This is a genomic window from Alteromonas sp. ABV4_515 (genome assembly GCF_056160345.1).
Genome location: NZ_JBSWWZ010000001.1, coordinates 114,210 through 138,567 on the forward strand (window position 1 = coordinate 114,210; position 24,358 = coordinate 138,567).

The following is a 24,358-nucleotide window of genomic DNA, read 5'->3' on the forward strand; positions in this document are numbered from 1 at the left end:
CTTATTCGTGAAGACGCTAGGCATTTATTAGATTCATCCTATTTTTTTGACATTTTATCTGCTGCAAAACCGACGTTAACCCAGCCTTAACCCACCTTGTCGATACACTCGGCTCCATCAGACTGACGAAACCCCAAGATGTCGTCGGTCCCGGATTTAGACAAGGAACCTGCCATGAAAATCGCCGCAACACTCTGTGTTATAACCAGCTTGCTTACCCTTTCAGCTTGTAGTGACACCACACAAAGTCAACGTTCTGCGCCCCGCGCCACCGCCGTTAGCGCAATTACGATAGCCGCACAAACATTCCCAATTACCCGCACGCTGCAAGGTCGGGTTGTTGCACAACAAACCGCTCAGATTAGGCCACAGGTGGGCGGAGTACTCGAACAGCGTTTGTTTGAAGAAGGCAGTTTTGTAGAAAAAGGACAACTACTCTATCAGATTGACGATTCGACCTATCGCGCCAGCGTGAACGAAGCAAAAGCAGACTTGGTAAGCGCCAAAGCGTCTGTGGAGTCAACCCGGCTTATTGATGAGCGCTACCAGAACTTATTAAAAATAGAAGGCATTTCCCAACAGGATGCCGATAACGCCCATGCGGACTATCTGGTCGCGCAGGCCTCACTGGCGAAAGCCCAGGCAGCGCTGGATTCTGCCAACGTTAATCTTGCTTTCACCCGTATCACTGCCCCCATCAGTGGCCGTACGGGCATTTCTAATGTGACCGAAGGCGCATTACTGACTCAGGGGCAGGACACGGCGTTAACCACCATTCGCAAGCTCGACCCGATTTATATTGATATGACCGAAACCAGCGAAGGTGTACTTGCCCGCCGCGCCATGATGCAGCGGGATGGCGTAACATCTGGCTCCCGGGACGTGGTCGCCATGCTGGAAAACGATACCGAATATGACGAAACCGGATCTTTTACCATGCATGAAGTGGCTGTTGATGAAGCCACCGGCTCTATTACCTTGCGGGCAACGTTTCCTAATCCGGACGGCATTCTCATGCCTGGCATGTTTATCCGCACCAAAGTCACCGTGGCGGTAGACGAAAACGCGATTCTTGTACCCCAGCAAGCCGTGCAGTTTGACAATAAAGGCAATGCTTTTGCTTGGGTAGCTTCCGGGAATAAAGCAGTGAAAAGGCCGCTGACATTGCAGGAAGCCACCGGTAATAAATGGCTGACTGAGTCCGGCATCAAGGCCGGTGAAAAAGTGATAGTGGAAGGCATCGACGGTTTACAGGACGGTACAGACATCACCGTTACTGAAGTCACGCTGAACGAAGATGGCAGAGTGGCAGCGCCGAAAGCGAAAAATCAGGGAGGAAATGAGTAATGTTCGCCCGATTCTTCATCGACAGACCGGTTTTTGCCTGGGTCATTGCGATTATCATCATGCTTACGGGCGCTGCCTCTATCATGTCAATGCCAATTTCCCAGTATCCCGATATTGCACCTCCCACGGTCAATATCAGTGCAACTTATACCGGCGCTGACGCCGAAACAGTGGAAAACAGCGTTACACAGGTACTGGAACAGCAGCTTACTGGTCTTGACGGATTGTTGTATTTTTCTTCTACCAGTTCATCTGCCGGCAGTGCCAGCATCTCACTGACTTTTAAACAAGGAACAGACGCCGATTACGCGCAGGTCCAGGTTCAGAACAAAGTACAGCAAGTGAATTCCCGACTCCCCTCCTCTGTCCAATCACAAGGGGTCACGGTCACCAAATCTCAATCTGACATGCTATTAATTGCTTCCGTCTATGACGATTCCGATACTGACTCCGTGTTCGATATTTCAGACTATATTGCGTCGAACATGCAGGACACCATCGCGCGGGTAAGTGGTGTGGGTAATATTCGTGTATTCGGTTCGCAATACGCAATGCGGATCTGGCTGGACCCGGGCAAACTCGCGGGCTACGAGCTGATGCCTTCGGATATCACTTCAGCACTGGAAGCCCAGAATGTACAGGTGCCGGCAGGAAGTATTGGCGCGATGCCTTCAAATAATGAACAGGAACTGAATGCTACCGTCACCGCGCAGTCCATGTTGCAAACTGTAGATGATTTTAAAAATATCGTCATCAAGTCAGATTATGCCGGTACCGATGTCCGCCTTTCTCAGGTGGCGCGGGTAGAAATGGGCAGCGAAACATACAGTTCCGTTCCACGCATGGACGGTCATCCGGCATCCGGTATTGCTATCATGCTGGCTCCAGGAGCAAACGCAATGGACACCTCTGAGCAGGTTAAGTCGGTGTTAGCTGATCTGCAGAACAATTTTCCAGATAACTACAAATTGGCATTTCCCAAAGATGTCACCCCGTTTATCAAACTTTCCATACTGGAGGTCGTCGAGACCCTGCTTATTGCTATCGTTTTGGTAGTACTGGTGATGTGGCTGTTTCTGCAAAATTGGCGGGCTACTATCATCCCCACAATTTCTGTACCTGTGGTATTACTTGGTACTTTCGGAGTCCTGAGCCTCTTTGGCTACTCCATCAATACGCTGACCATGTTTGGCATGGTGTTATCCATCGGTTTATTGGTTGATGATGCTATTGTTGTCATCGAGAATGTTGAGCGGGTAATGAATGATGAAGGCCTGCCTCCCCGCGAAGCAACAATCAAGTCCATGGGTGAAATTACTTCTGCACTGGTTGGTATCGCTGTGGTACTAAGTGCGGTATTCCTGCCCATGGCATTTTTTGGAGGTTCAACGGGAGTAATCTATCGTCAATTCTCCATAACAGTAATTTCTTCCATGCTGCTTTCAGTGCTGGTAGCACTGACGCTCACGCCTATGCTTTGTGCCACCATTTTAAAACCCACAGGCTCAACGCACAGCACCGGAGGCTTTTTCGGCTGGTTCAACCGTACTTTTGATAGCACGACTCAGCGCTACACCGCGCAAACTAACAAAGTTATTCAGCACCCCAAACGCTGGGTTGCTGTGTACTTGTGTATCGTGGCGGCCATGGGCTATTTAATGATGTCATTGCCAACCAGCTTTCTACCGGAAGAGGATCAGGGTGACGTTATGATGATGGTGAACTTACCTACTGGCGCGTCTATTGAACGCACAAAGGCGGTGGCAGAACAAATTCAGCAATACATTAACGACAACGAATCCGATCTCGTAGATCATACCTTCACGATTTCAGGTTTCAGTTTTTCAGGGAATGGTCAAAACACTGCCATGGGCTTCTTATCGCTGAAAGACTGGAGTGACCGAGAGAATGACAGTCAAGGGGCAAGGGAAATCGCAAACCGGTTGATGATGAACCTGTCAGGTATTAAGGATGGCACCGTCATCGCCATGTTGCCTCCTACTATTCATGGCCTTGGTCAAAGTAATGGTTTTACCTTCGAGCTCCAGGCCACTGCAGGAACGACCCGGGAAGAACTCACTGACATTAAAAATCAGATCCTTCAAAAGGCCAGAAGTAGTCAGCTCCTGACCAGCGTCCGGGAGGGTACGCTGAGCGATACACCGCAACTGGATATTGATATCGATAACGAGAAAGCACTGGCGATGGGTTTAAGTCTGCCTGACGTCGCCGACACACTTACTACCGCCTGGGCTGGCAGCTATGTGAATGATTTCATCGATGATGGTCGGGTAAAAAAGGTGTATGTCGAAGGAGATAACACTTTTCGTTCCAGTCCGGACGATCTGCGTCAATGGTATGTACGCGGTACGAACAGTGACGGTGACAGCACGATGACGCCATTCTCTGCATTTTCCACTGCCAGCTGGTCTCAAATGCCCCAGACACTCAGCCGGTTCAATGGCCTGGCATCTTTTGAAATTCAGGGAAGTGCCGCTGACGGTGTAAGTTCAGGCGAAGCCATGGATGAATTGGAAAAGCTTGCTCAGGAAATTGGTGGTAATAAAATCTCTTACGCTTGGTCAGGTTTGTCTTACCAGGAAAAACTGTCCGGTGGCCAGACCGGATACCTGTATGCTGTATCAATACTGGTTGTATTCCTGTCGCTGGCAGCACTGTATGAAAGCTGGTCTATCCCGTCATCTGTGATGCTTGTTATTCCGCTCGGCGTAATCGGAGCTGCGCTGGCCGCTACGTTCCGGGGCCTGGAGAACGACGTGTATTTTCAGGTAGCGCTACTGACCACCATCGGCCTGTCAGCAAAAAATGCCATTCTGATTGTTGAATTTGCCGAGGCAGGTTATCAACAAGGAAAATCCGCCACTAAAGCAGCCGCAGAGGCGGCCAACCTGCGCCTTCGCCCAATCATTATGACGTCGCTGGCATTTATATTCGGTATTCTGCCCCTGGCAGTAGCCAGTGGCGCAGGAGCAAACAGTCGGATATCCATAGGAACAGGTATCTTGGGCGGTACGCTAACCGCGACTTTGCTGGCCATATTCTTCATTCCCATGTTTTTCGTACTGGTAAGAACCGCGTTTCCGGCCAGAAAGCCCGTCTATGACACTGCTGCGGATAAGGAGTAATCAATGCAACCTACACGTCATTTTAGCAAGTTATCTCTGTGCGCCGTCGTTGTCGCCCTGTCGCTGAGCGGGTGTGCAACTCTGGCGCCGGACTATGAGCGCCCTGCATCACCGGTGCCCGCTGAGTGGCCAACAGGCGAGGCTTACACAGATACAACGAAGGTTGATCAAACTTCGATGCAGGACGCTGACACCAAGGAAGACAACGCCATTTTACAGCTGCCCTGGCAGTCGTTCATTACTGACGACAGAATGCAGAAAGTGATTCAGACGGCACTGGATAACAACCGCGATTTGCGACAAACCCTTGCAGATGTAGAGGCAGCAAGAGCCACCTATCGCATTCAGCGGGCTGAATTGTTTCCTACTGTTAATGCAAGTTTAACCGGTACGCGGGCGAAATCGTCAGACGGTTCTGTAAGTACCAGTTATGAAGCGGATGCTGGCTTAAGCGGATATGAAATTGATCTTTTCGGCAAGAACCAGAGTGCAACAGAAGCCGATAAGCAAAGTTGGCTTTATTCTGTGGAGACCGCTAGAGCGGCAAAGATCACGCTGATTGCCGAAACCGCCAATGCCTGGCTGACACTAGCGTCGGACCAAAGCTTACTGAAGCTGGCAGAAGAAACCGCAGAAAACGCGCAGAAAGCCATGGAGATCACCCGCCGCCGTAATGAACTGGGCGTGGACTCAAAAGTCGATGTACTGGATGCGCAAACCACCTATCACACCGCAATGGCAGATATTGCCAGTTATACTACGCAGGTCGCGCAGGATATTAATGCCCTCATGTTGCTTGCAGGCAGTGGCGTAGACAAGCAATGGTTGCCTGATGGCCTGCCAGAAAGCGATGATTTCATCAGCGTGATCCCGGCAGGGTTAACTTCAGACATTCTGCTTAACAGACCAGATATTCTGGCCGCTGAGCATAACCTTAAATCGGCCAATGCAGATATCGGCGCCGCCAGAGCAAACTACTTCCCGTCTATTACGCTAACCGCTACCGGAGGGCTGGCCAGTAATGTGCTTGCTGACATTTTTACCGGTGGTGCTTCCACCATCTGGAGCCTTATCCCTTCTGTTTCGGTGCCCATTTTCACCGGTGGCGCCAACGATGCACAACTTGATTACGCCAAGGCAAACCGGGACAAAATGGTTGCCGCCTATGAGTACAGCATCCAAACCGCATTTTCTGACGTGGCAGATGCGCTGGCAAGACGGGGCACCATTGCCCGTCAGCTTGGCGCGCAGCAGGATTTAGTCGATGTAGCATCAGACAGTTACCATCTGTCACTGGCCCGCTATGAAAATGGTGTGAACAGTTTTCAGGATGCCCTCACCTCACAACGCACTCTTTACAGTGCTCAGCAGTCACTGATTTCTACGCAGCTAATTGATTTAAGTAACCGCATTACTCTTTACCGGGTGATGGGTGGTGGTTTAGGTGACTTCGATGATGGCAGTGCAGAAACTGCCGGTGAGTAACAACTGAGGCTTGTTGTTTTTACGTGTATAAAAAAAACCGCCGTAGAGACGGCGGTTTTTGTGCTTTATCTAAGTCAACTTAGAAGGTGTAGCGAACACCAATACGCATGAACCACAAAGAAGAATCCTGGTTGATACGCTGACCTTGGTCACCATCGAAGTTGGTGTACAGGTAAGTGCCATCGTCAAGCAGTGATGCATCAACAACAGGGTTGTTGTATTCGAAGTTAACCTGACGGTATACACCCCACTCATCATTCAACAGGTTGCCCAGGTTTCTGATGTTGAAGAAGATTTCGCCTTTGTGACCATCCATCAGCCCAGGAACTTCCTGAGTGAATTTAAAGTCAACGCGAGACCACCAGTCAGAGTTTTGCTCGTTACGGTCTTGGATACGACCACGCTCTAAGCCATTCTCAGCAACGAATGCGTTGAATGCTTCCAGGTCGAAACCTTCACCGTAAGATACGATTGGATCGTTCTCCAGTGGAACGTACAGCAGGCTGCGGTCTTCCCAAGGCGTTTGGTCACCAAAACCTGGATCGTAGTCGAAGTTATAGCTGTAAGGCTTACCTGCTACGCGTTGAGCGAAGATGGTGAAACGAGAAGCATAACCTTCAAACAACTCAGTAGAGTAAGTCAGGTTCAATACGAAACGGTGCTTAGTTTCGTAGTTACTGGTTGCTACGCCTGGTTCGTTGTAATCAACAACAGACTGGTTACCGTAGTTAGAAGAAGCTGTTGAACTGGTCATTGGGCTACCTTCTTCTGCATCAGTGTATGCATACGAGAAGTTAGTGCTCAGACCAAACTCGAAGTCTTTCTTCACGAAGAATGAACCAACAAAGCTATCGCCATCTTCATCTGAGTTAGTCAGCAGGAAGTCTGTTGCAGAACGGCTGCTACAATCAGCAGAATTTACATCAGCAATACATGCTGGGTCCAGCATGTCGGCATTGGTGTAGATGATACGACCATCAGCACTACGCTCACCGGTATCGATAGCGTTAAGCGCGATAGTTTTCGCAGTGTTCTTCAGCTTAGAGTAGATTACGTCAGCACCAACAAGTACTTCATAACCCAGTTCTTTTTGAACACCTACGTTAAATTTCCAAACGCTTGGTACTTCGAAATCAGGGTCTAATGCATTTACAGCACCGTCACCACCTACCAGTTGCGTTTCTAAGTAGCCAGGAACTTCGTAACCGAAGTTAGCAGTGTTAGAAGCGTCAAGAGCGGCCAATTCCGCCGCAGTATTACCTTCACCACGAGTTACGGTAGTAGACAGAATGCGCATACCATCGTTTGAATAGTTGTTAGACAACCAAACATTTGGGTTACCGCCAGCGAACAGACCGACACCACCGTATACAAAGGTAGAGTCGTCAACGTTATAGTTGAAGTTGAAACGCGGTTGCAACAGGTCGAAATCAGGCTTGGTACCGTTAGTGAAACCGTAGCGCTGTTCAAAACGGCTGTTAGCGTCTGGCGCATCATCACTAGACCAGCTGTCGTAACGCAGACCAAAGGTAACAGACAGATCAGGTGTTACGTACCACTTGTCTTGTAGGTAAACAGCCATGTTCTCGAATGTGAAAGACGCAGCTGCATCGTTCGTGTCAAGTGAACCAGGGATGCTCCACTCGATTTCTTGAGCCAGGCCAGCTTCAAAGTCTTCAAGAGTAGCAAATGTGAACAGACCTTCTGAACCAGGGTTAAACAGGTTAAATACGTCTGTTGAACCGTATTCGATACCACCAAGAATGGTGTGATCGCCAGTGTAGTAAGTACCTGCAAATTTCGCGCTGGTTGTGTCGTAGTTCAGAACGTTAGACTGACGATATTCGTCTGCACCGAAGTGAACTTCGTAACCATTTACGTCTTCAATCAGGAACTCACCAAAGTCTGGGTTGTCAGTGAATGAACGCTGACCATTTTTAATCTTCAGGTGACCTAAACGCATTTCAGTTTCGAAATCGTTAGTCCAAGTAGAGAACAACTGTGCAGACCAAGTAGTCAGTTCGTTACCGCGCTGATAGAAGTGGTCAGTAAATGCGTAACCGTAAGAACCAGAGTCAGTAGTAGAAACGGTATTACCGTCTGTGTTCTGGTAAGTCAGTGATGCACGGTGGTCATCATTGATGATCCAGTCCAGTTTCAGAAGTACTTTTTCTTCTTTCTCAGCACCAGAGCTAGCGATTGGACCTACAGTGTAACCGTATTGGTTCTGAGCAATAGAAGCGATTTGCTCCAGAGTTGCGGTAGTCAAACCGTTCAGAGGGTTAGCGAAATTACCGTCTTCAGGGCCAAACTCAAAAATTTCGGTTGGGTCGTGCTTTTCGTAAGCACCGAAGAAGAACAGTTGATCTTTAAGAATAGGCAGACCAAGCGTTACACCGTAACGGCTTTCGTCATAATCAGGAACGTCAATGTCACTACCGTCAATGCTGTCGCCTTGCATGCTGTCGCTAGTGTAATCGTAGAACACGCTACCGTGAATCTCGTTGGTACCAGAACGGGTAACAGCGTTGATTGCACAACCTGTGAAACCACCGTACTCAACGTCAAACGGAGCAAGCTCAACAGAAACTTGATCGATTGCATCGAATGGGAAAGGTAGACGCTCAGTAGGGTAACCGTTGCTGTTCAGACCGAAGTTATCGTTCTGTTGAACACCATCAACACTCAGGCTGTTGAAGCGGTTGTTTGCACCACCACACTGAATAGCGTTGGAGTTTGTTTGGTCGATAGTGATACGTGGGTCAAGTGCCACGATATCTTTAATATCACGGTCAACTGTTGGTTGTGCTTGCAAGTCTTCAGCAGAGAAGAAAGAAGCAGGACCGCTGGTTTCAGTCATCATGGCAGAAGCACGGCCAGTAACTGTGATTTGCTCAACGTCTGTAGAGTTTTCTAATTTAACCGTAAGGTTAAGAGGCTCACCCAGGTTCAGGAAAACATCTTCAATGATGCGCGAACCTTGTGCATCTTCAACTTTCAGAATGTAAGGACCACCAACACGAAGACCACGAGTGTTAAATACACCGTCGGAATTACTAGTTAGTGTTTTTACAGATCCCGTACGGGTATCAAATAAGGTAATAGTTGCGCCGCTTACAGATTGACCTGAAGCAGATACAACCGTACCGCTGATACCAGATGATGTTTCCTGAGCCATTGCTGCTGTGGATAAACCAACAGACATCGCCACGGCCAAAGCTACACGATTTAGCTTAGACTTGTTAAACATGTGTGTGTTTCCCTATCGTAATAAAAATGTACCTGAACGTTGGCTAATTATTGTTGTCCAACATTACGAGATAACTTCTCCCCGCGATTTTGAGCATTCATAATGTCAGAAATGTGACATTGTTTGGTAATTTTTTGCCCGAAATTCACGCAATCCTCTTAAAATCAGAACATATTCCCAGGCTGACTGCCTTGTTTATAATGAGCTGATTTTAGAAATTCTATCTAGTCCTAGTTTTGCAGATACTTGCCAATTCCAAAGATAAGGAAAATGACCAGCCATCCTTGCGAATGGCTGGACTAAGTTTCTGACGCCAGGTGACCATAATTCTGACCACATTGGCTGCTACGGGTCGGCTTCTTTTAGTAATGGTGTGCGCCCGCATTGTGACTATGACCCAGGAAAAGTCATGCACTTTGGATAATTGACTTTTCCTGAGGTCAGAATCAACAAACGGTAACAACATCAAAACAGAAAAAAATGTTATTACCGGCATAGACTGATAACCGGCAGCAATTCTTATCGAGTTTTATTTCAGCTTTATGACAGTGGAGAAAAGATATTCAATTCTAACGCACTGACTATACTGATTTTTTTATTATTTTTCCGAACAGTTGGTCTGGAAAATTTACGCAAAAGCCCGAGAACTAACTGCATGCTGTCAGCTAGGCTTATTCAACGATTAAATTGGTTAGATAAACACCGTTTATTGGAATTCAGCTTTATTGATTAAAAAACCAATAAATACAAAACCTTACCCAACTAAAATAAACTTACCTATTGCATTAAATAAGCTTAACTGGTGAAATCCCCTCATTAAATAAGGCTACGTAACTTAAATCCGTTGAGCAGTTTTTCATTTCTACGCCAATTTCGCACGTCACTAACAATACTCATTGCAGTTTGTTGCGTTGTGGTGGGATTTTTTCAAAGATATGAAGAATTTCCTGAGATTTCTCCGCAAACTGGTGAAATTATACGCTGCAATGAACGCCTTTCTATTAATGGCGATGACTTCGACGTGTATCTCACTGAGCAAACATTCTCGGAGAGTATATTAACAGCCCTATGCACAAACTCAGTGATAAAGCGACAGTTCGGCGATGTGAAAATCACCGTTGGGCAAAATGACTACGACACTTTTCGTTATATAAATCATGGCGTTAGTGATTTAGCGCTGGTAAAGAACAATGTGGTGAATGCGTTCGGCGCCAGTGAAATATACGGTTACCAAGAGCTAGCCTCCCATCCCGACTACACCGCTTACTTCATAGCGTTGCGAGAAAAGCCCGAGCTTTCTAAAGAGTATTTATTAGGAAAACGTATCGGTATTCTCGATTATCCCAGCAGCCGCTCCGGGCATATTGTTCCTAAAACCGTACTCAAATCACTCGATTTAAACGACAATAATGTCAGCCTTCACTATTACAGCTCGCACAAAGAATTACGCCGTGGTTTGTTATCTGGGGAAGTCGATATCATTTCTTCTTATTGGGATAAGAATGATGCTGAGACGCTGTCGAAAAGCTACATTACTGCGCTTGAAAGCAGTGTCAGTGGGATGCGTTGGTACCTCAAAATGCAAACCCGCAACACCGACTTAAAATGTGCCGTTCAGAATATTATTAAGGAAGTGGCTGCGACACAAACTAAAAAGTACTACCAACAAGTAGATATAAAGGAGCCATGTGCTGATGCAAACGCTCAGTGAAATGACCGCATCCCAATGGAGTAAAGCGGCCGCGGTTGCTTTATTACTGTTTGCACTGTTTCAAACTTTTATAATGCTGGGCCAGACCGTTGGCGCCTATACTGAGCGTCACAATGCCCTTGATCGGATTGAGCGTCGGGTAAGCCTCGACCTCGGCTACCTGGATGTGGGCAATCAAACACTCAACACGCCGGTAAACGATGCCGCTGTTCTGCGCTACTTATCAAGAATTAACGGCTATCTCTACGAACAAGACTATCCCCTTTATCTTAATCAGATTCAGCATGTCAGTATAGATAATCAAACGGGTCACGAATGGTCATCGACCATGTTGATGAAACTGCAGACAGCCGAGCAGCAAATCATAATCGGCCTCACTATGAAGCCTTTATACGCTTCGGTAAGCCTGCACCCGTTAGCGATTCTAGCGGCGTTAATAATGGCCCCCATACTCGTGGGCGTTAAGCCAAGAACGCGAAGCAAAAAAGCGGCCCTGAAGGATATTCCACCGCCGCCCGAACCGAAGTTAATTATTGATTTAAATACAAAATCAATTGGCAATGGAGTGGATGGCCGGGCCATTCTTATGCAAAACAAGCCGTTTTGCTTCTACACCGCTTTAGTGCGTTACTGCATTGAAAACCCCGATGCCAACCTGCCTCAGAACAAAGATGTTCCTCAGGAACTGATCAATCTCGCTAATCGCGTTTTCTTACGTCTGATCGAGTTGGGGCATACCAAACGTAAAAAACCCGACTTTAATGCCAATCTCGATAAAACCTTAAGTGAAATACGAGCAGCATTAGACGAAACCTTCGAGCCGTTCCTTGCTGAGAAGGAAAAGTATTACCCGCCTAGAGCACAGGGCGAAGGCTCTCGCTCTAAGCAGCATTCTTTTGCGTTACCGCCGATTACTGAAGAGGACATTATTGTTATCGGAAAATAGTTAACGAACACATAACCACACCTAAATACAGCAAAAATAAGCGTTCAGACTCTCTTCACTGACACGCAAAGTTAGCTGTTCTTCCATCTTATCGTGAATTTTACATTGATTCGCGAGGGTCAAATGCGTATCTTTGCAAGAGATAAATTTTCCCTCTTGAGTTATGCAGTCACCATTAATTATTGCTATTTCCGGCGCTTCGGGCTCTGGTAAGTCACTTTTTACAGAAAATCTGTTAAATGCATTTAGCGCGCAAGGCCGCCCTGTACAGGTACTTCGCGAAGATCATTACTATCGCGCACAAGATCACTTGCCCATGGAAGCCCGCGAGAAGAATAACTACGATCACCCAAATGCATTTGAGCACGAACTACTCAAAGCGCATTTACAAGCGTTGCGTAAAGGCGAACCCATTCATTATCCGCATTATTGCTTTAAAACGCATACCCGGTTACCCGATACTGAAAGGCTTAATCCTGCTCCAGTAATAATTCTTGAAGGTATTATGCTACTAGCAAGACCTGAATTACTGCCGCTTTACGACGTCAAGATTTTTGTCGACACACCACTCGATATTTGCTTAATGCGCAGAATGATGCGAGATGTGAAAGAAAGAGGCAGAACCATGGAATCCATCGCCAAGCAGTATGAAGCGACCGTGAAGCCCATGTATCATCAGTTTATTGAACCCAGCCGATTCACAGCGGATGTGGTTGTCACCCAAGGTGGCAAAAACCAAATAGCCCTGGATGTGATCAAGTCACACATACAACAGGCATTACAATAACAAAGGAAAATCAATATGGTGAGTTTACTGGGCATCGTGCTTTTGCTCGGCATTGCGTTCCTGCTGTCCTCAAATCGTAATAAGATTAACTGGCGCACGGTAGGCGGAGCATTTGCAATTCAGGCGTTAATAGGCGCCTTCATTCTTTACTTCGAGCCTGGTATTCAGATGCTGCTGGCGATGACTGAGTTCGTCGGTGACATAATCGGTTACAGCCAACAAGGTATCGATTTTGTTTTCGGTGCTGTGGGCAATAAATCTCTCGGCTTTATTTTTGCTTTTAATGTGCTGCCGGTCATCATCTTTTTCTCCTCCTTAATTGCCGTACTTTACTATCTCGGCATTATGAACTGGGTTATTCGCCTCATTGGCGGCTTTTTACAAAAAGTACTCAACACCAGTCGTCCAGAATCGATGTCTGCCGCGGCCAATATTTTTGTTGGCCAGACAGAAGCGCCGCTGGTTGTTCGCCCGTTTATACCGCACATGACGCGTTCTGAATTGTTCGCTGTAATGGTAGGCGGACTCGCGTCTATCGCCGGGTCGGTTATGGCGGGTTATGCCGGGATGGGCGTAGAGTTAAAGTACCTGCTTGCTGCTAGCTTCATGGCAGCGCCGGGTGGACTGTTAATGGCAAAAATTATGTTGCCCGAAACAGAAAGTGCTAAAGACGACCTTAAAGATATTGATGCGTCTGAAACCAGCTATGCGAATGTTTTCGATGCAGCCGCCAGTGGCGCAGCTTCAGGCTTACAGCTAGCTTTAAACGTGGGTGCTATGCTGTTGGCTTTCGTCGCGCTGATTGCCATGCTTAATGGCTTAATTGGCTGGGCCGGCGCACTATTTGGGTATGAAGATGTCACTTTCCAGGGCATTCTCGGCTATGTGCTTCAGCCGCTTGCATGGGCAATTGGTGTACCGTGGAACGAAGCGCAGCTTGCTGGAAGTTTTATCGGTCAAAAGTTCGTGGTAAATGAGTTCGTTGCCTACCTTGACTTCCTTCAGCATCAACAAGAGCTCTCTGAAGTATCACAGGCTATTATTACTTTTGCGCTTTGTGGCTTCGCTAACTTTTCATCTATCGCTATTTTAATGGGTGGCATTGGCGCCATGGCGCCCACAAGACGAAAAGAAATTGCGCAATTAGGACTGAAGGCCATCTTTGCCGCCACCTTGTCCAACTTGCTGAGCGCCTCGTTGGCCGGTTTCTACCTTTCACTAGGCTAATACGACAGAAAATCTGAAGAAGTGAGCAGTGCTCACTTTTTTAGCACTATAAATCAGACTAACTGGTCAGCTTTTGTAACGAAAACTGGCCATAGATAAGGCCCGGAATTGACTTATGTCAACCGCATAACCTTTTCGGAAAGGCCGGTATTACCTATAATTCGGCATTCATTTTTTTGAGGGTATCGTAATGCAATTAGAAGCTGTTGATTATCAGGCTCCCAATGCCCAGGAAGCGTTTGTGGAATCACTACGCGAAACCGGATTTGGTGTACTGAAAAACCACCCAATCAGCCAGGCAATGGTTACCGGAATTTACCAGAACTGGCAGACATTCTTCGATAGTGAAGACAAGAATAATTATGTTTATAACAAAGGGACGCAGGATGGCTTTTTTCCGCAAAGCGTTTCTGAAGTTGCCAAGGGCTTCACTAAAAAAGACATAAAAGAATATTACCACTTCTACCCGTGGGGTCAGTGCCCAGAAGCGCTGCGTCCACAACTGGCTGAATACTATGACAAAGCCAACGATCTGGCTCGCGAATTGTTAGGCTGGATTGAAGATCATTCTCCAGAAGATGTCAGTAAGCTCTACAGTCAGCCATTGTCGAATATGATAAAAGACAGCGATCAAACGCTACTGCGTGTACTGCACTATCCACCGCTGCAAGGCGATGAAGAACCTGATGCGATTCGTGCTGCCGCCCATGAAGATATTAACCTTATTACCATTCTGCCGGCAGCGAACGAGCCTGGTCTGCAGGTAAAAGGCAAAGACGGCAATTGGATCGACGTGCCCTGCGACTTCGGTAACCTGATAGTTAACATTGGAGATATGTTGCAGGAGGCTTCTGGTCATTACTTCCCATCAACCACACACCGGGTAATTAACCCTGCGGGCACCGATGTGACCAAATCACGGATCTCACTGCCGCTGTTTCTGCATCCGCGACCTGATGTTGTGCTGTCAGAACGTCACACGGCGAAATCCTACCTGCATGAGCGCCTGAAAGAACTGGGCGTGATCTAAAGGGCACTTTGCAAACTGGGCAATTTGCTCAAATAACGCTTCTCATCGTGGCGGCCTGGTGCAAACCGGGCTGCCAACTTTATATACGTTGCCGCCTTATCAATTTCACCCAATTCGAAATACGTTTTACCCAAGCCAAAAAGTATTTCATGGCGCTGCCGATTTAAACGCATAGCGCGGGAATAATGCTTTAACGCCAATTCCGACTCCCCCAACTCGTACGCTTCTTCGCCAAGCATAAAATGATAAAACGGATTGTTATCGCGTTTGGCTTTCAGCGTTGTCATTATTTCTTCAGCGTCGCTATTTTTGCCTTGCAGTTCGTAAAGCAGCGCCAAGTTTTCCCACGCCGTAAAATTCTCTTCGTCTAAGGCTATGGCCTGCTGATAACTCGCTTCAGCAGCCCGATAAGCGCCTGCACGTCGATAAAGCACACCGAGATTAGCCCAAGTACCACCGAACCCCGGATACACTGTAGCCGCCTCAGAAAAATAACGATAAGCCAATGATTCATCACCAACCAGTAGCGCATCCGCTCCCTTGTTGTTATAGAACATCGCAAGAATCTTTTGCTTACTGACCTGAATGCGAGGGAAACGTTGTCGAATCGTTTGTGGATCGAAATCTACATCGACATAATTTTTAGAAGGTACTGTTTTACGGATCCCTGTAGGCACTGTAATGCGTAAATTGACATGACCATTAAGTAAGCTGGTGCCTTCCCGTCGAACCCAGTATTCCGGAATTTTGACTTCATATAAAGTAGGATAGAAGCCTGCAAACTCGGCCATGGCAAACGCCATAATAGTCAGTGACAGACAATTGGCCTCGCGGTTCGCAAAGGTATCTGCAGCAACCGTATTGGCATTGGTGAGATAGCGTATGCCCGCCTGCTCTTCATCAAAAAAGGCCTGAACCAGCCCGCGAATATTCTCCAATTGTTTTTTATTGGCATTTTGTGAGTTTATAACGAATTGCTGTGCTTCCGGGCTGAGTGAAAACACCTGCTCTGCAGTTTCAATTGCATGATTTTGGGCGTGCGGGAAATACCCATCTTTCAAGAGTGCCTGTTGGTCAACTGTAGATAGGCGCCCTGCAGTGCAGCCGCTAATTAAAAGTAAAAGGCCGGTCACGAAAATAGCTTTTAAAACTTCAAACATAATTGCTACCTTTATTCTCGAGCACTCAGTAAGTATAACCAGTCAGAAAATAATTAACATACTTATTACATTAAGCCTAAAAAATGCCTTTCACTGGTCATATCCTGATTTTTTTCATTCATATCTAACTGGCCACCTTTACAACGGCCGCCAAAGCTGTGCATATTTTAAACTTGAAACTCACATTCTCACCGAGGGACGAGATGAAGCGCGTTGTGTTTAATCAAAAAGGGGGCGTGGGCAAATCCACTATCAGCACGAATCTGGCTGCTGAAAGTGCCCGCAATGGCCTTCGCACGTTACTGGTAGACCTAGATGCGCAAGGCAACAGCACACACTATTGTGGAATAGACATTAACGATGATGGTGTGACGGTGGCTGATATGTTCAAACAGGTAGTTGGATGGTTTTCTAAACCTCAACCTCCCTCGGCATTTGTGCGTCCAACCGCATTCGAAAACTTATATGTTCTGCCAGCTCATCCAAGCCTGACAGAGCTAGAACGGGAACTTGAAACCCGCTACAAAATGTTCAAGTTGAAAGAGACCTTACAGGCACTCGAAGCAGACTTTGACCGGGTTTACATTGATACCCCGCCAAACTTTAATTTTTATTCAAAGGCTGCACTGATTGCCGCCGACAGTTTCGTTATCCCTTTCGACTGTGACGATTTTTCCGTGCAAGCGATAGATCGCTTACTTGATAATGTTCTTGAACTCCGTTCTGACCATAACCCGGAATTGCAATTAGAAGGCATTATCATCAATCAATTCAACCCACAGGCAAAACTCCCCACGACTTTGATTGACTTGTTAAAGGAGAAATCCCTGCCTGTCATGGAAAGTAAGATAAATAGCACGGTAAAGGTGAAGGAATCGCATTCTAAACGCGTGCCATTACCCTTTTATGCACCGTCTCACAAAGTCAGTCAGCAACTCGCTGCACTGTGGAAGGAGCTAGAACACGTAGATTAAACTATGTATTAGTTCAGGCCGCCGAAGATCCGAGGCGTTAGGCAAACTTTTCAGGCAAACTATCGTAGATAATGTTAGCGCGGCTTTCCCGACTTTTAGATGCGCACCATTTCAACACAACAATATTCTGGAGGTATTATGCCAACCCTACATCAGTATCTACACTGTCCATTCTGTGTTCGCGCCGATATGGCAGCCAATTACTTTGGTATTGAGCATAAGAAAAATTACCTGCTTAATGACGATGCGGAGACCTGCGACAGACTTATTGGCGCGAAAATGGTGCCGATCCTAGAATTCGATGACGGTACCGCCATGGGTGAGAGTTTAGATATCGTTGCCAAACTTGAAGCAATGGCACCAGAAGATAAAAAACTGCTGCCTAAGGTCGAACCGGAGAAATATACCCGTCATCTCGATAATGTCAGTGGTGAAATCAATGGCTTGCTGTTTCCCCGCAATGTTATGATTAAGCAGCCTGAATTTGCCACTGAATCAGCAAAAGATTATTTCCGAACAAAAAAAGAAAAGACGCTCGGCATGTCTTTTGATGAAGCATTCTCGAATTCCACCAGTTACAAAGAGCGTGTTGAAGCTGCACTTGCTGAAATGCCCGTGCCGCCGCTCCCTGCGCAGCAAATGAATCAGCTAGGCTGGAACGACATTATGGTATTTCCAATTTTGCGTAACCTGACTATGGTTAAAGACATCAACTTCCCGGATGCACTAGACCAATATGTTCATGCTGTAGCGGATTTAACAAAAATTCAGCTCTACACAGACGTCGCGGTTTAAACGGCGACAGTAATTAAACACTCAGTTCAGGCAGAGTAGATTCTGCCTTTCATGAGAAGAGGAGGTACGTGTTTGTACAATAAGAAGACTTCCCGAACCCTGCAAGACTGCAATGTTCTCATTGTCGACGACCAGACGGCCAGCAGACTCATCATGACGACGCTGTTGGAGCCGCTGTTTACTTGTCACTCGGTAGATAGTGCGTCGGAGGCTATAGAATTTTGCCGTGAGACACCGCCTGATTTGGTGCTCATGGATGTTTATATGCCCGATATGGATGGCCATGAAGCCTGCATTATACTTAGCAACGACTCCCGCACCGAGGATATTCCGGTAGTATTCGTTACGGCATCAATATCTGATGAAGAGCAAGAAAAGTGCTGGAATGCTGGCGGCGCGGATTTTGTGCAAAAGCCGGTTAACGCCACCACGCTGATTAATCGTGTAAAATTTCACTTAAGCAGTAAGCTCAAAACTGATTTACTTGAACAGCTTATTTATACCGACAGACTTACAGGTTGTTTTAACCGTCACTACCTAGAAGAGCATCTTCCACAAATGGTGAAGGATGCAGAGCGGGAAAATCAGGCACTTTCTGTCGCAATCTTCGATGCGGATCTGTTCAAGCAATTTAATGATCATTATGGGCATATCAAAGGTGACTCCTGCTTGTGGAAAATTGCTAAATCGCTACAAGAATCCCTATTACGGCCTCGTGATAAACTCATTCGCGTAGGCGGTGAAGAATTCCTCATCCTTCTTCCCCATACCAGCGAACATGGAGCGCGTACGGTTTGCGAGCGCATCTTGCAAACCATTTCACACCAGTATATTGAACACTCTGCGTCTCCCACCGGTTACCTTACTGTCAGCGCTGGCGCAGCCACCTACCACCCCAACACCGATACCAGTATTGATAAAGCGCTCATGGACGCCGACAAGTGCCTGTATCACGCTAAAGCAAATGGGCGAAATTCTTATGCTTTCATTGATGAACATGGCGACATGCTAGTAGGCGCAGGATAGGATGACAGAATTAGCGGTTCTCGATGCAGAGCAAGCGTTATATCGGTTAGGGAATCATCACGTATTGTATTCACGTTTGCTGGCGTTGTTCGAACAACAAGCCGGAGAACTGCTGGCACAGCTTGAGAACAATCAACCTATTACGGTGTTAAGCGCACACACGCTCAAAGGCTCAGCAGCAGAGATCGGTGCTGAGAATTTACGTAACGTCATGCAACACACTGAAGAAGACTTAAAGGCGAACAAGGCTTTAAGTTCGCAGCAACTTGCGCAAATTAAAGAGGCGCTCACTTTGACTCAGCAAGCTGTTATTACCTATCAACACAGATAAATGCTTAGTGTACATTAAGCTCTGAGTTTGACCTGTGTATCTAAGCGGCGCGAATTTTTCACTTCGCTGCAAATCTCCACCAGCTTTTCAAATGAATCAGGCTTAGCGATGAGATACCCCTGGAAATAGCGACAACCCAACCCGGCCAATTTGTTCAATTGTGCTTCGGTTTCAATGCCTTCTGCAACAACGTGGTATTGACAAATCCCAGCAATAGATACGATTGCATCAACAATTACAGCACTCTTCTCATTGTCTAGCGTCCATACAAAACTGCGATCGATCTTAATTTCATCAATAGGCATGTTTAACAAATGCTGAAGCGACGCATGACCAGTACCAAAGTCATCTAAGGACAGTTGTACGCCAAGATCGCGAATTGCCTGAATAGACTCAAAACAAATACCATTTACATCCAGAAAGAAGGTTTCCGTTACTTCCAGGCACAGTTGTGACGGGGTGATATGGTATCGTGTGATGAGGCACCTCAGCTCTTCAGCGAATTCAATATCCATGAGCTCCCGGGACGAAATATTCACTGCCATGACAAAGTCTTTTTGATTCAACTTCTGTAAGGCTTTCATGGCCTCCTCCAGCACCCACAGATCGATCTCCCTTATCAAACCAGCCTGTTCGGCCACCCGCACATACACTTCCGGAGAGAAACTCTTAAGCGGTAAATGGGAAGTACGCAATAGTGCCTCAGCACCACAAATACGCTGTTCTGCCGCGTCATAAATAGGCATAAATGCTAAGTGAAACGCTTTTTGCTTGAGGGCAATTCTGAGTTCTTGTTCGACAAACCGTGCCTGACGCCATGCCTTTCGTAACTCTGGATGATAAAGCTTGTAACTAGCTTCACCTTCATTAATAGCATCGATGGCAATCGTGCTTTGGGCAAGCAATGCCTCCATGGTCATGCCCTTCTCTCCTTTGGCAATCCCCATTTTCAGGTCCAGTCGCAGGTGCCCTAGTGACTCCATTTTGATGCCTTTTTTGGATGCTGAAATGAGCTTGCCAAACAACGACTCATCGCAAGCACCTCCAATCAACAGAATGTTTTCGTCTTGCAGCTTCACCATTAATAGTCGCGCCCCTTGCTCTGAGGTGAAGGGTTGAAACGTTTGCTGAATAAGACTGAAGACGGTTTGTCTGGAAAACTCTTTTTGTAATGAGAAGAAGTTTTTTACCCGAATATTAATCACGGTTACGGGTAACGTCAGTTTCCCAGGATATAAGCGACGCAGTCCACTCATATTCATCATGCCCGTTTCAGGGTCGGTATCGCTCTGTACACTGAGCTGATGCACCTCCGCACGTTTCATTAACAGGTAATGGGTGAGAAAAACAAGCATGGCCGTAGGCCAAACTAACGCCAGAATGAGGTTCACTGAACCGGGGGAAACTAAGTGCTGATTGAACATCAACCGATCAATAGTGACTTCATACCGGCCTGGTTGCAATTCAGCAGAACTTTCCAGATATAAAGACAATCCAGTTACGCTCGATAGGTCAGACGCCTCCAGCGCGGTGGATATATCAAACTGTTCGTTCCACCAGCTATCTGGCACAACACGTTCCCGAGGCAGTAATTGCGGTGTATTGGACATAAAGTGCGCCGACTCATAACGAATGGATCGCAAACCATTAAGCTGTCCCATCGAATTATGGCGAGCAAGATGAAAAGTAAGGGTAACCGGAATGTTTACCAGCACACCATCTCGGCTCGCAGACACACTAGCATTAATGGTTTCAAGATTAGCAAAAGACGGAAGCGCATCGATGGAAGCCGAACTGGCGGCTTTTACAAAATCAAATTCCAATCCGCATTTCTCATTAGGCAGAACACTTTGAATGGCACAGCTCAGTATGATGCTACCATTTTGATCCACTTCAAATTGGCTTCCCGCCCGATAGCCGGTCACATCAATACTTTCCTCTTCCGTCAGCATATTAAATTCGCTGTTGTTAAATGAGGAGTAGTTAAAGACGATCAGCAAAAGGCTAATTAGCGCCAACACTAAGAATGCATAGCGATAGAAAAGCAGTGACGTAGCTTTAAATTGTAGAAAGGGCGACGAACTGAAAACCATTTCCTTTAGAATTTCTCGGTAGTATTTAAAAAAACCAATGCAAATTGGTAAGGATCTATGATTCTACTGAGGTAATTTTTTTATAAAGTATGATTTTCAATAAGTTGTTATTCGCGACTAGACGAGGAATTAGCCTTTAGTCTAATTTAAAGGGAGATTTATTAATGACTATAGTCAGTTACGAAAACCTGTACTTTTGCGCGCTATAGACACGAATGACAAAAAATTTAGTAATTTAGACAGTTAACTTTGGATATAACGAAAAAGATCAATGAAACCAACACCCTAAACGGGTTGATTTATAATCAGACGATAAGTTTTTATTTAAAGCACTTGCGGACGCAAGAAGAAGAATGGTGCCCAGGGGCGGACTTGAACCGCCACGCCCGTTAGAGCACTAGCACCTGAAGCTAGCGTGTCTACCAATTTCACCACCTGGGCATTACTTACGATACTTGGTTTGTTTCTAAACCCCGTCTCGTTGTGGGTGCGCAATTTACGGATATTCGATGCACTTGTCAATCAACAAATTCAACTTTTTTCCATTTTTTTGCAAGAAACTGCCTGAGTGTGCATTAAGTCGCCAATAGCGATATTTTTTGCGCGATTCAGCGCCTGATTTTGCGCAAACCAGAGTTGCATGGTTGCCATGGCGTCGTCTAACGCATTATGAGCGGGCGCAGCAGGAAGGCCCATGCGCTGACGACAAACAGATAAATTCGCACTGTTTGATGGCAGTACCTCATGGTGCTTTTTCAATTGGTACACAGCTACCTTTAATGTATCGAGCACGACAATGTCTGGGCAAACGATGCCCGTATTATTAAATACCCGTTTTAATATTCCAAGATCCAACGCCGCATTATGACAAAGCCATAGATGCGTCTCGGCAAATGGCACCAGTTCAGCCAGCACGTCGCGAATATGCATACCCTCGGTGAGCGCTTCCTCGGTGAGACCATGGATAACCGGGCTCTGCGCCAAATCACCGGACGTTCTAATCACGTGATAGCCGCAGCGTTCGATATTGATACTGTTGTCGCCCCCCTCTACCCAGCCAATAGAGGTTACCTTCGCCTCTGCAATGTCTAAAGACGTGAGTTCCAAATCTACTGCCAATAGCGGCGTATCGCGAATAAGCTTTTCTGCCCAGCCTTCAGGAAGCGCGGGCGTGCCACTCAGCCAACGTTTTAACTTTGCAAACATAAACCTAGCTCATACCACCTGAAAAATTCATCACTGCGCCTTGCTGCGCTCTGTCGATAGCTTTGAAGGCAGCTTTTAACTGATGTCGTTCAATAGAAGATAATTCTGAGACCGATACCCTGTTGTCTGTTACGTTGTTGGTAAGCTGATGACGCCAGCGCAGGCGATTGAGGAACAACCAAATATCCCGCAGATTCTGCGCGTCTTTGGTGGAGAGCCCTGAACCTGACGGCAACGCTGCTAGTCGTGCCAGTGTGGACGGCATAGCCAGACCATTTGCCAACGCATAGATACGTGCCAGATTATTGATAATTGCAATCGCTTTAACTTTCAGGTCGATAAGATCTTTCTGCTCATAGCCTTTTTCATACACAAACTTCTGGAACACAGAAAGGGGAATGCCTATATCATTATTGTGGCGCGCCAATGCGGCCAGAAACATTTTCTGTTTCAGCAATGGCCCGCGAGCGAGTTGCATGCGCCGGAACAGATCAAGATCTCCGGCTGCACAGCGGGCATCCAGGAAAATATTAAAATGCATGATCGCCATGGGCGTAGGTTGCCTCACCCATTCCCTCGCCTCAGCCTGGGCCTCTTCGATGGATAAGCGCAATTCTGGGTTTGAGGCCATAATATTGCCGTCGCACAATTTAATGCCGCACTTCGCCAAACCATTACATACATACTCGGCCATCTCAGCAAAATAGCGGGCTTCTGACTCGTTGGGTGTTCTCTCCATGAGTAAGCCGTTATCCTGATCGGAACCCATGGTCTGGTCTTCCCTTGCCTGCGACCCATAAACCACCCAGCTATATTTCATCGGCTCGGCCCCATGCTCCCGCTGAAAAAAATGGATGAGTTTGCGGGTCATGACATCCGTGGCCTGCGACAGCACTTTTCCGGCAATATCAAAATCGCCCGGGCGTTTGGCATGAGAAGCAAAATAATGCGGCATTTGCCAGGAAAGGCGGGTAAGCTCGTATAGGTTTTCTGCTTTAGCAAGCTCACCGATAATGTAAAGTACATTGCCCCGTTGGTGTCTTACCACGTCAGACGCCGTAATCATGCCCATGGGTTGACGACTGTGACGGTCGATGACAGGCAGGTGATGAATGTTACGCTCGCTCATCATAGACATAGCATCAAACATAGTGCGGTACTGATGAATCATAGCCGGGCCTTCAGTCATAATGGCCGATACAGGCAGCGACAACGCTGTCCCTTTTGCTACCACACGGTTTCTGAGATCCCGGTCGGTCACTATTCCCACCAGCTTATCTTCGCGGGTGATCAACAGCGACGACACTTTATTCTCTGACATAATTTGTGCGGCCTGCTGTATGGTGACGTCTTCCGAGGCCTGCACCGGCGCATGGTCAATCACTTCGTGAACCGGCTTGTACAGCCACATAGAGTTGGAATCTACCACGGCCTGGTTCTGCAATGCGTCAGTGCGGGAGCCATGAAAGAAGTCAGCAATTGCAGGATAACTGCATGCTTGCTCAAAGGCGTTAGCGGTAAAACAGTAAACCAAGCCTGGTTTGTCTACGGTGACTTTAAGCTGATAATCCACTTTGTCGAGCAAGGCGTGATAGCCAAAGTAATCGCCTTCACTAAGATACCTTTCACTCTGCCCTGAGTCTTTCACCGAGAACTGTCCGTTCTGAATAAGGAAAAGCCGTCCTGCGTTTTCCTTCAGTAACGATGATTTATTGTCATCAGTAAGATAAATTAAATTAGCCTGTTTAGCTAAAGCAGTCATTTCGTCGTCGTTCAGTTGATCGAACGGCGCTGACGTTTTTAGAAAATCAATTACCTGCTGGGGTACGACACTCATTGAAAAT

Annotated in this window: 17 protein-coding genes and 1 tRNA gene; 12 read left to right on the forward strand and 6 right to left on the reverse strand. The window is 46.8% G+C overall.

What is annotated here, in order from left to right; all coding sequences use genetic code 11:
• The first annotated feature begins 174 nt into the window (after nt 1–174).
• From ACXAGX_RS00480 to ACXAGX_RS00490, 3 genes are read left to right on the forward strand one after another with little or no spacing between them, the layout of a single operon-like run.
• Nucleotides 175–1,347, forward strand: a complete 1,173-nt coding sequence (locus ACXAGX_RS00480) for an efflux RND transporter periplasmic adaptor subunit (protein ID WP_474821734.1) — start codon at nt 175–177, stop codon at nt 1,345–1,347.
• Entirely contained in the window at nt 1,347–4,493 is a 3,147-nt protein-coding gene (locus ACXAGX_RS00485; protein WP_474835964.1) for an efflux RND transporter permease subunit, read from the forward strand. Before ACXAGX_RS00480 ends, ACXAGX_RS00485 begins: the two co-directional genes overlap by 1 nt.
• A gap of 3 nt (nt 4,494–4,496) precedes the next feature.
• On the forward strand, nt 4,497–5,978 hold the full coding sequence (locus ACXAGX_RS00490) for an efflux transporter outer membrane subunit (RefSeq protein ID WP_474821740.1): 1,482 nt from the start codon (nt 4,497–4,499) through the stop codon (nt 5,976–5,978).
• 79 nt (nt 5,979–6,057) lie between these two features.
• On the opposite strand, the gene ACXAGX_RS00495 is transcribed toward ACXAGX_RS00490, so the two are convergent.
• Nucleotides 6,058–9,228 carry a TonB-dependent receptor gene (locus ACXAGX_RS00495; protein WP_474821743.1) on the reverse strand — a complete coding sequence of 1,057 codons (3,171 nt, stop codon included), beginning with the start codon at nt 9,226–9,228 and terminating at the stop codon, nt 6,058–6,060.
• Between the two features lie 916 nt (nt 9,229–10,144).
• Here ACXAGX_RS00495 and ACXAGX_RS00500 point away from each other — a divergent pair.
• From ACXAGX_RS00500 to ACXAGX_RS00520, 5 genes are all read left to right on the forward strand, one after another.
• On the forward strand, nt 10,145–10,939 hold the full coding sequence (locus tag ACXAGX_RS00500) for a type 2 periplasmic-binding domain-containing protein (protein ID WP_474835965.1): 795 nt from the start codon (nt 10,145–10,147) through the stop codon (nt 10,937–10,939).
• Entirely contained in the window at nt 10,923–11,885 is a 963-nt protein-coding gene (locus tag ACXAGX_RS00505; protein WP_474821747.1) for a hypothetical protein, read from the forward strand. The genes ACXAGX_RS00500 and ACXAGX_RS00505 overlap by 17 nt, the downstream gene beginning before the upstream one ends.
• Nucleotides 11,886–12,048: 163 nt before the next feature.
• Nucleotides 12,049–12,672 carry a uridine kinase gene (udk, locus tag ACXAGX_RS00510; protein ID WP_070125475.1) on the forward strand — a complete coding sequence of 208 codons (624 nt, stop codon included), beginning with the start codon at nt 12,049–12,051 and terminating at the stop codon, nt 12,670–12,672.
• 15 nt (nt 12,673–12,687) lie between these two features.
• Nucleotides 12,688–13,899, forward strand: a complete 1,212-nt coding sequence (locus ACXAGX_RS00515; protein ID WP_070125476.1) for a NupC/NupG family nucleoside CNT transporter — start codon at nt 12,688–12,690, stop codon at nt 13,897–13,899.
• A 190-nt stretch (nt 13,900–14,089) separates the two neighbouring features.
• Nucleotides 14,090–14,929, forward strand: coding sequence for an isopenicillin N synthase family dioxygenase (locus ACXAGX_RS00520; RefSeq protein WP_070125477.1), 840 nt, complete (start codon nt 14,090–14,092; stop codon nt 14,927–14,929).
• Here the strand turns inward: ACXAGX_RS00520 and ACXAGX_RS00525 are convergent.
• Complete coding sequence (locus ACXAGX_RS00525; protein WP_474835966.1) at nt 14,926–16,089, reverse strand: tetratricopeptide repeat protein; 1,164 nt, start codon at nt 16,087–16,089, stop codon at nt 14,926–14,928. The genes ACXAGX_RS00520 and ACXAGX_RS00525 overlap by 4 nt on opposite strands.
• Nucleotides 16,090–16,304: 215 nt before the next feature.
• Here ACXAGX_RS00525 and ACXAGX_RS00530 point away from each other — a divergent pair, with 215 nt between their 5' ends.
• The 4 genes from ACXAGX_RS00530 (at nt 16,305) to ACXAGX_RS00545 (ending at nt 19,215) form a co-directional block, all read left to right on the forward strand.
• Nucleotides 16,305–17,063 carry a ParA family protein gene (locus ACXAGX_RS00530; protein WP_474821760.1) on the forward strand — a complete coding sequence of 253 codons (759 nt, stop codon included), beginning with the start codon at nt 16,305–16,307 and terminating at the stop codon, nt 17,061–17,063.
• Between the two features lie 138 nt (nt 17,064–17,201).
• Nucleotides 17,202–17,858: a glutaredoxin 2 gene (grxB, locus tag ACXAGX_RS00535; protein ID WP_474835967.1), complete on the forward strand. Its 657-nt coding sequence runs from the start codon at nt 17,202–17,204 to the stop codon at nt 17,856–17,858.
• A 72-nt stretch (nt 17,859–17,930) separates the two neighbouring features.
• The gene (locus tag ACXAGX_RS00540) at nt 17,931–18,884 is read left to right on the forward strand and encodes a GGDEF domain-containing response regulator (RefSeq protein WP_474821768.1); all 954 of its coding nucleotides are present in this window, start codon (nt 17,931–17,933) and stop codon (nt 18,882–18,884) included.
• A gap of 1 nt (nt 18,885) precedes the next feature.
• A complete protein-coding gene (locus ACXAGX_RS00545; protein WP_474821773.1) occupies nt 18,886–19,215 on the forward strand; it encodes an Hpt domain-containing protein in 330 nt (109 codons plus the stop codon).
• 14 nt (nt 19,216–19,229) lie between these two features.
• Here ACXAGX_RS00545 and ACXAGX_RS00550 read toward each other — a convergent pair whose 3' ends face one another.
• The 4 genes from ACXAGX_RS00550 to ACXAGX_RS00565 form a co-directional block, all read right to left on the reverse strand.
• Nucleotides 19,230–21,308: an EAL domain-containing protein gene (locus ACXAGX_RS00550; protein WP_474835968.1), complete on the reverse strand. Its 2,079-nt coding sequence runs from the start codon at nt 21,306–21,308 to the stop codon at nt 19,230–19,232.
• A gap of 354 nt (nt 21,309–21,662) precedes the next feature.
• Nucleotides 21,663–21,749: transfer RNA gene (locus tag ACXAGX_RS00555), tRNA-Leu, on the reverse strand.
• A gap of 90 nt (nt 21,750–21,839) precedes the next feature.
• Nucleotides 21,840–22,514 (reverse strand): 3'-5' exonuclease, encoded by a 675-nt coding sequence (locus tag ACXAGX_RS00560; RefSeq protein WP_474821783.1) that lies wholly within the window; start codon nt 22,512–22,514, stop codon nt 21,840–21,842.
• Nucleotides 22,515–22,518: 4 nt separating this feature from the next.
• On the reverse strand, nt 22,519–24,351 hold the full coding sequence (locus tag ACXAGX_RS00565; protein ID WP_474835970.1) for a DUF294 nucleotidyltransferase-like domain-containing protein: 1,833 nt from the start codon (nt 24,349–24,351) through the stop codon (nt 22,519–22,521).
• Between the last annotated feature and the right edge of the window lie 7 nt (nt 24,352–24,358).

Coding starts and splice junctions, on each gene's coding strand:
- ACXAGX_RS00480 (WP_474821734.1), top strand. CDS start 175: ATGAAAATCGCCGCAACACTCTGTGTTATAACCAGCTTGCTTACCCTT.
- ACXAGX_RS00485 (WP_474835964.1), top strand. CDS start 1,347: ATGTTCGCCCGATTCTTCATCGACAGACCGGTTTTTGCCTGGGTCATT.
- ACXAGX_RS00490 (WP_474821740.1), top strand. CDS start 4,497: ATGCAACCTACACGTCATTTTAGCAAGTTATCTCTGTGCGCCGTCGTT.
- ACXAGX_RS00495 (WP_474821743.1), bottom strand. CDS start 9,228: ATGTTTAACAAGTCTAAGCTAAATCGTGTAGCTTTGGCCGTGGCGATG.
- ACXAGX_RS00505 (WP_474821747.1), top strand. CDS start 10,923: ATGCAAACGCTCAGTGAAATGACCGCATCCCAATGGAGTAAAGCGGCC.
- udk (WP_070125475.1), top strand. CDS start 12,049: ATGCAGTCACCATTAATTATTGCTATTTCCGGCGCTTCGGGCTCTGGT.
- ACXAGX_RS00515 (WP_070125476.1), top strand. CDS start 12,688: ATGGTGAGTTTACTGGGCATCGTGCTTTTGCTCGGCATTGCGTTCCTG.
- ACXAGX_RS00520 (WP_070125477.1), top strand. CDS start 14,090: ATGCAATTAGAAGCTGTTGATTATCAGGCTCCCAATGCCCAGGAAGCG.
- ACXAGX_RS00525 (WP_474835966.1), bottom strand. CDS start 16,089: ATGTTTGAAGTTTTAAAAGCTATTTTCGTGACCGGCCTTTTACTTTTA.
- grxB (WP_474835967.1), top strand. CDS start 17,202: ATGCCAACCCTACATCAGTATCTACACTGTCCATTCTGTGTTCGCGCC.
- ACXAGX_RS00545 (WP_474821773.1), top strand. CDS start 18,886: ATGACAGAATTAGCGGTTCTCGATGCAGAGCAAGCGTTATATCGGTTA.
- ACXAGX_RS00550 (WP_474835968.1), bottom strand. CDS start 21,308: ATGGTTTTCAGTTCGTCGCCCTTTCTACAATTTAAAGCTACGTCACTG.
- ACXAGX_RS00560 (WP_474821783.1), bottom strand. CDS start 22,514: ATGTTTGCAAAGTTAAAACGTTGGCTGAGTGGCACGCCCGCGCTTCCT.
- ACXAGX_RS00565 (WP_474835970.1), bottom strand. CDS start 24,351: ATGAGTGTCGTACCCCAGCAGGTAATTGATTTTCTAAAAACGTCAGCG.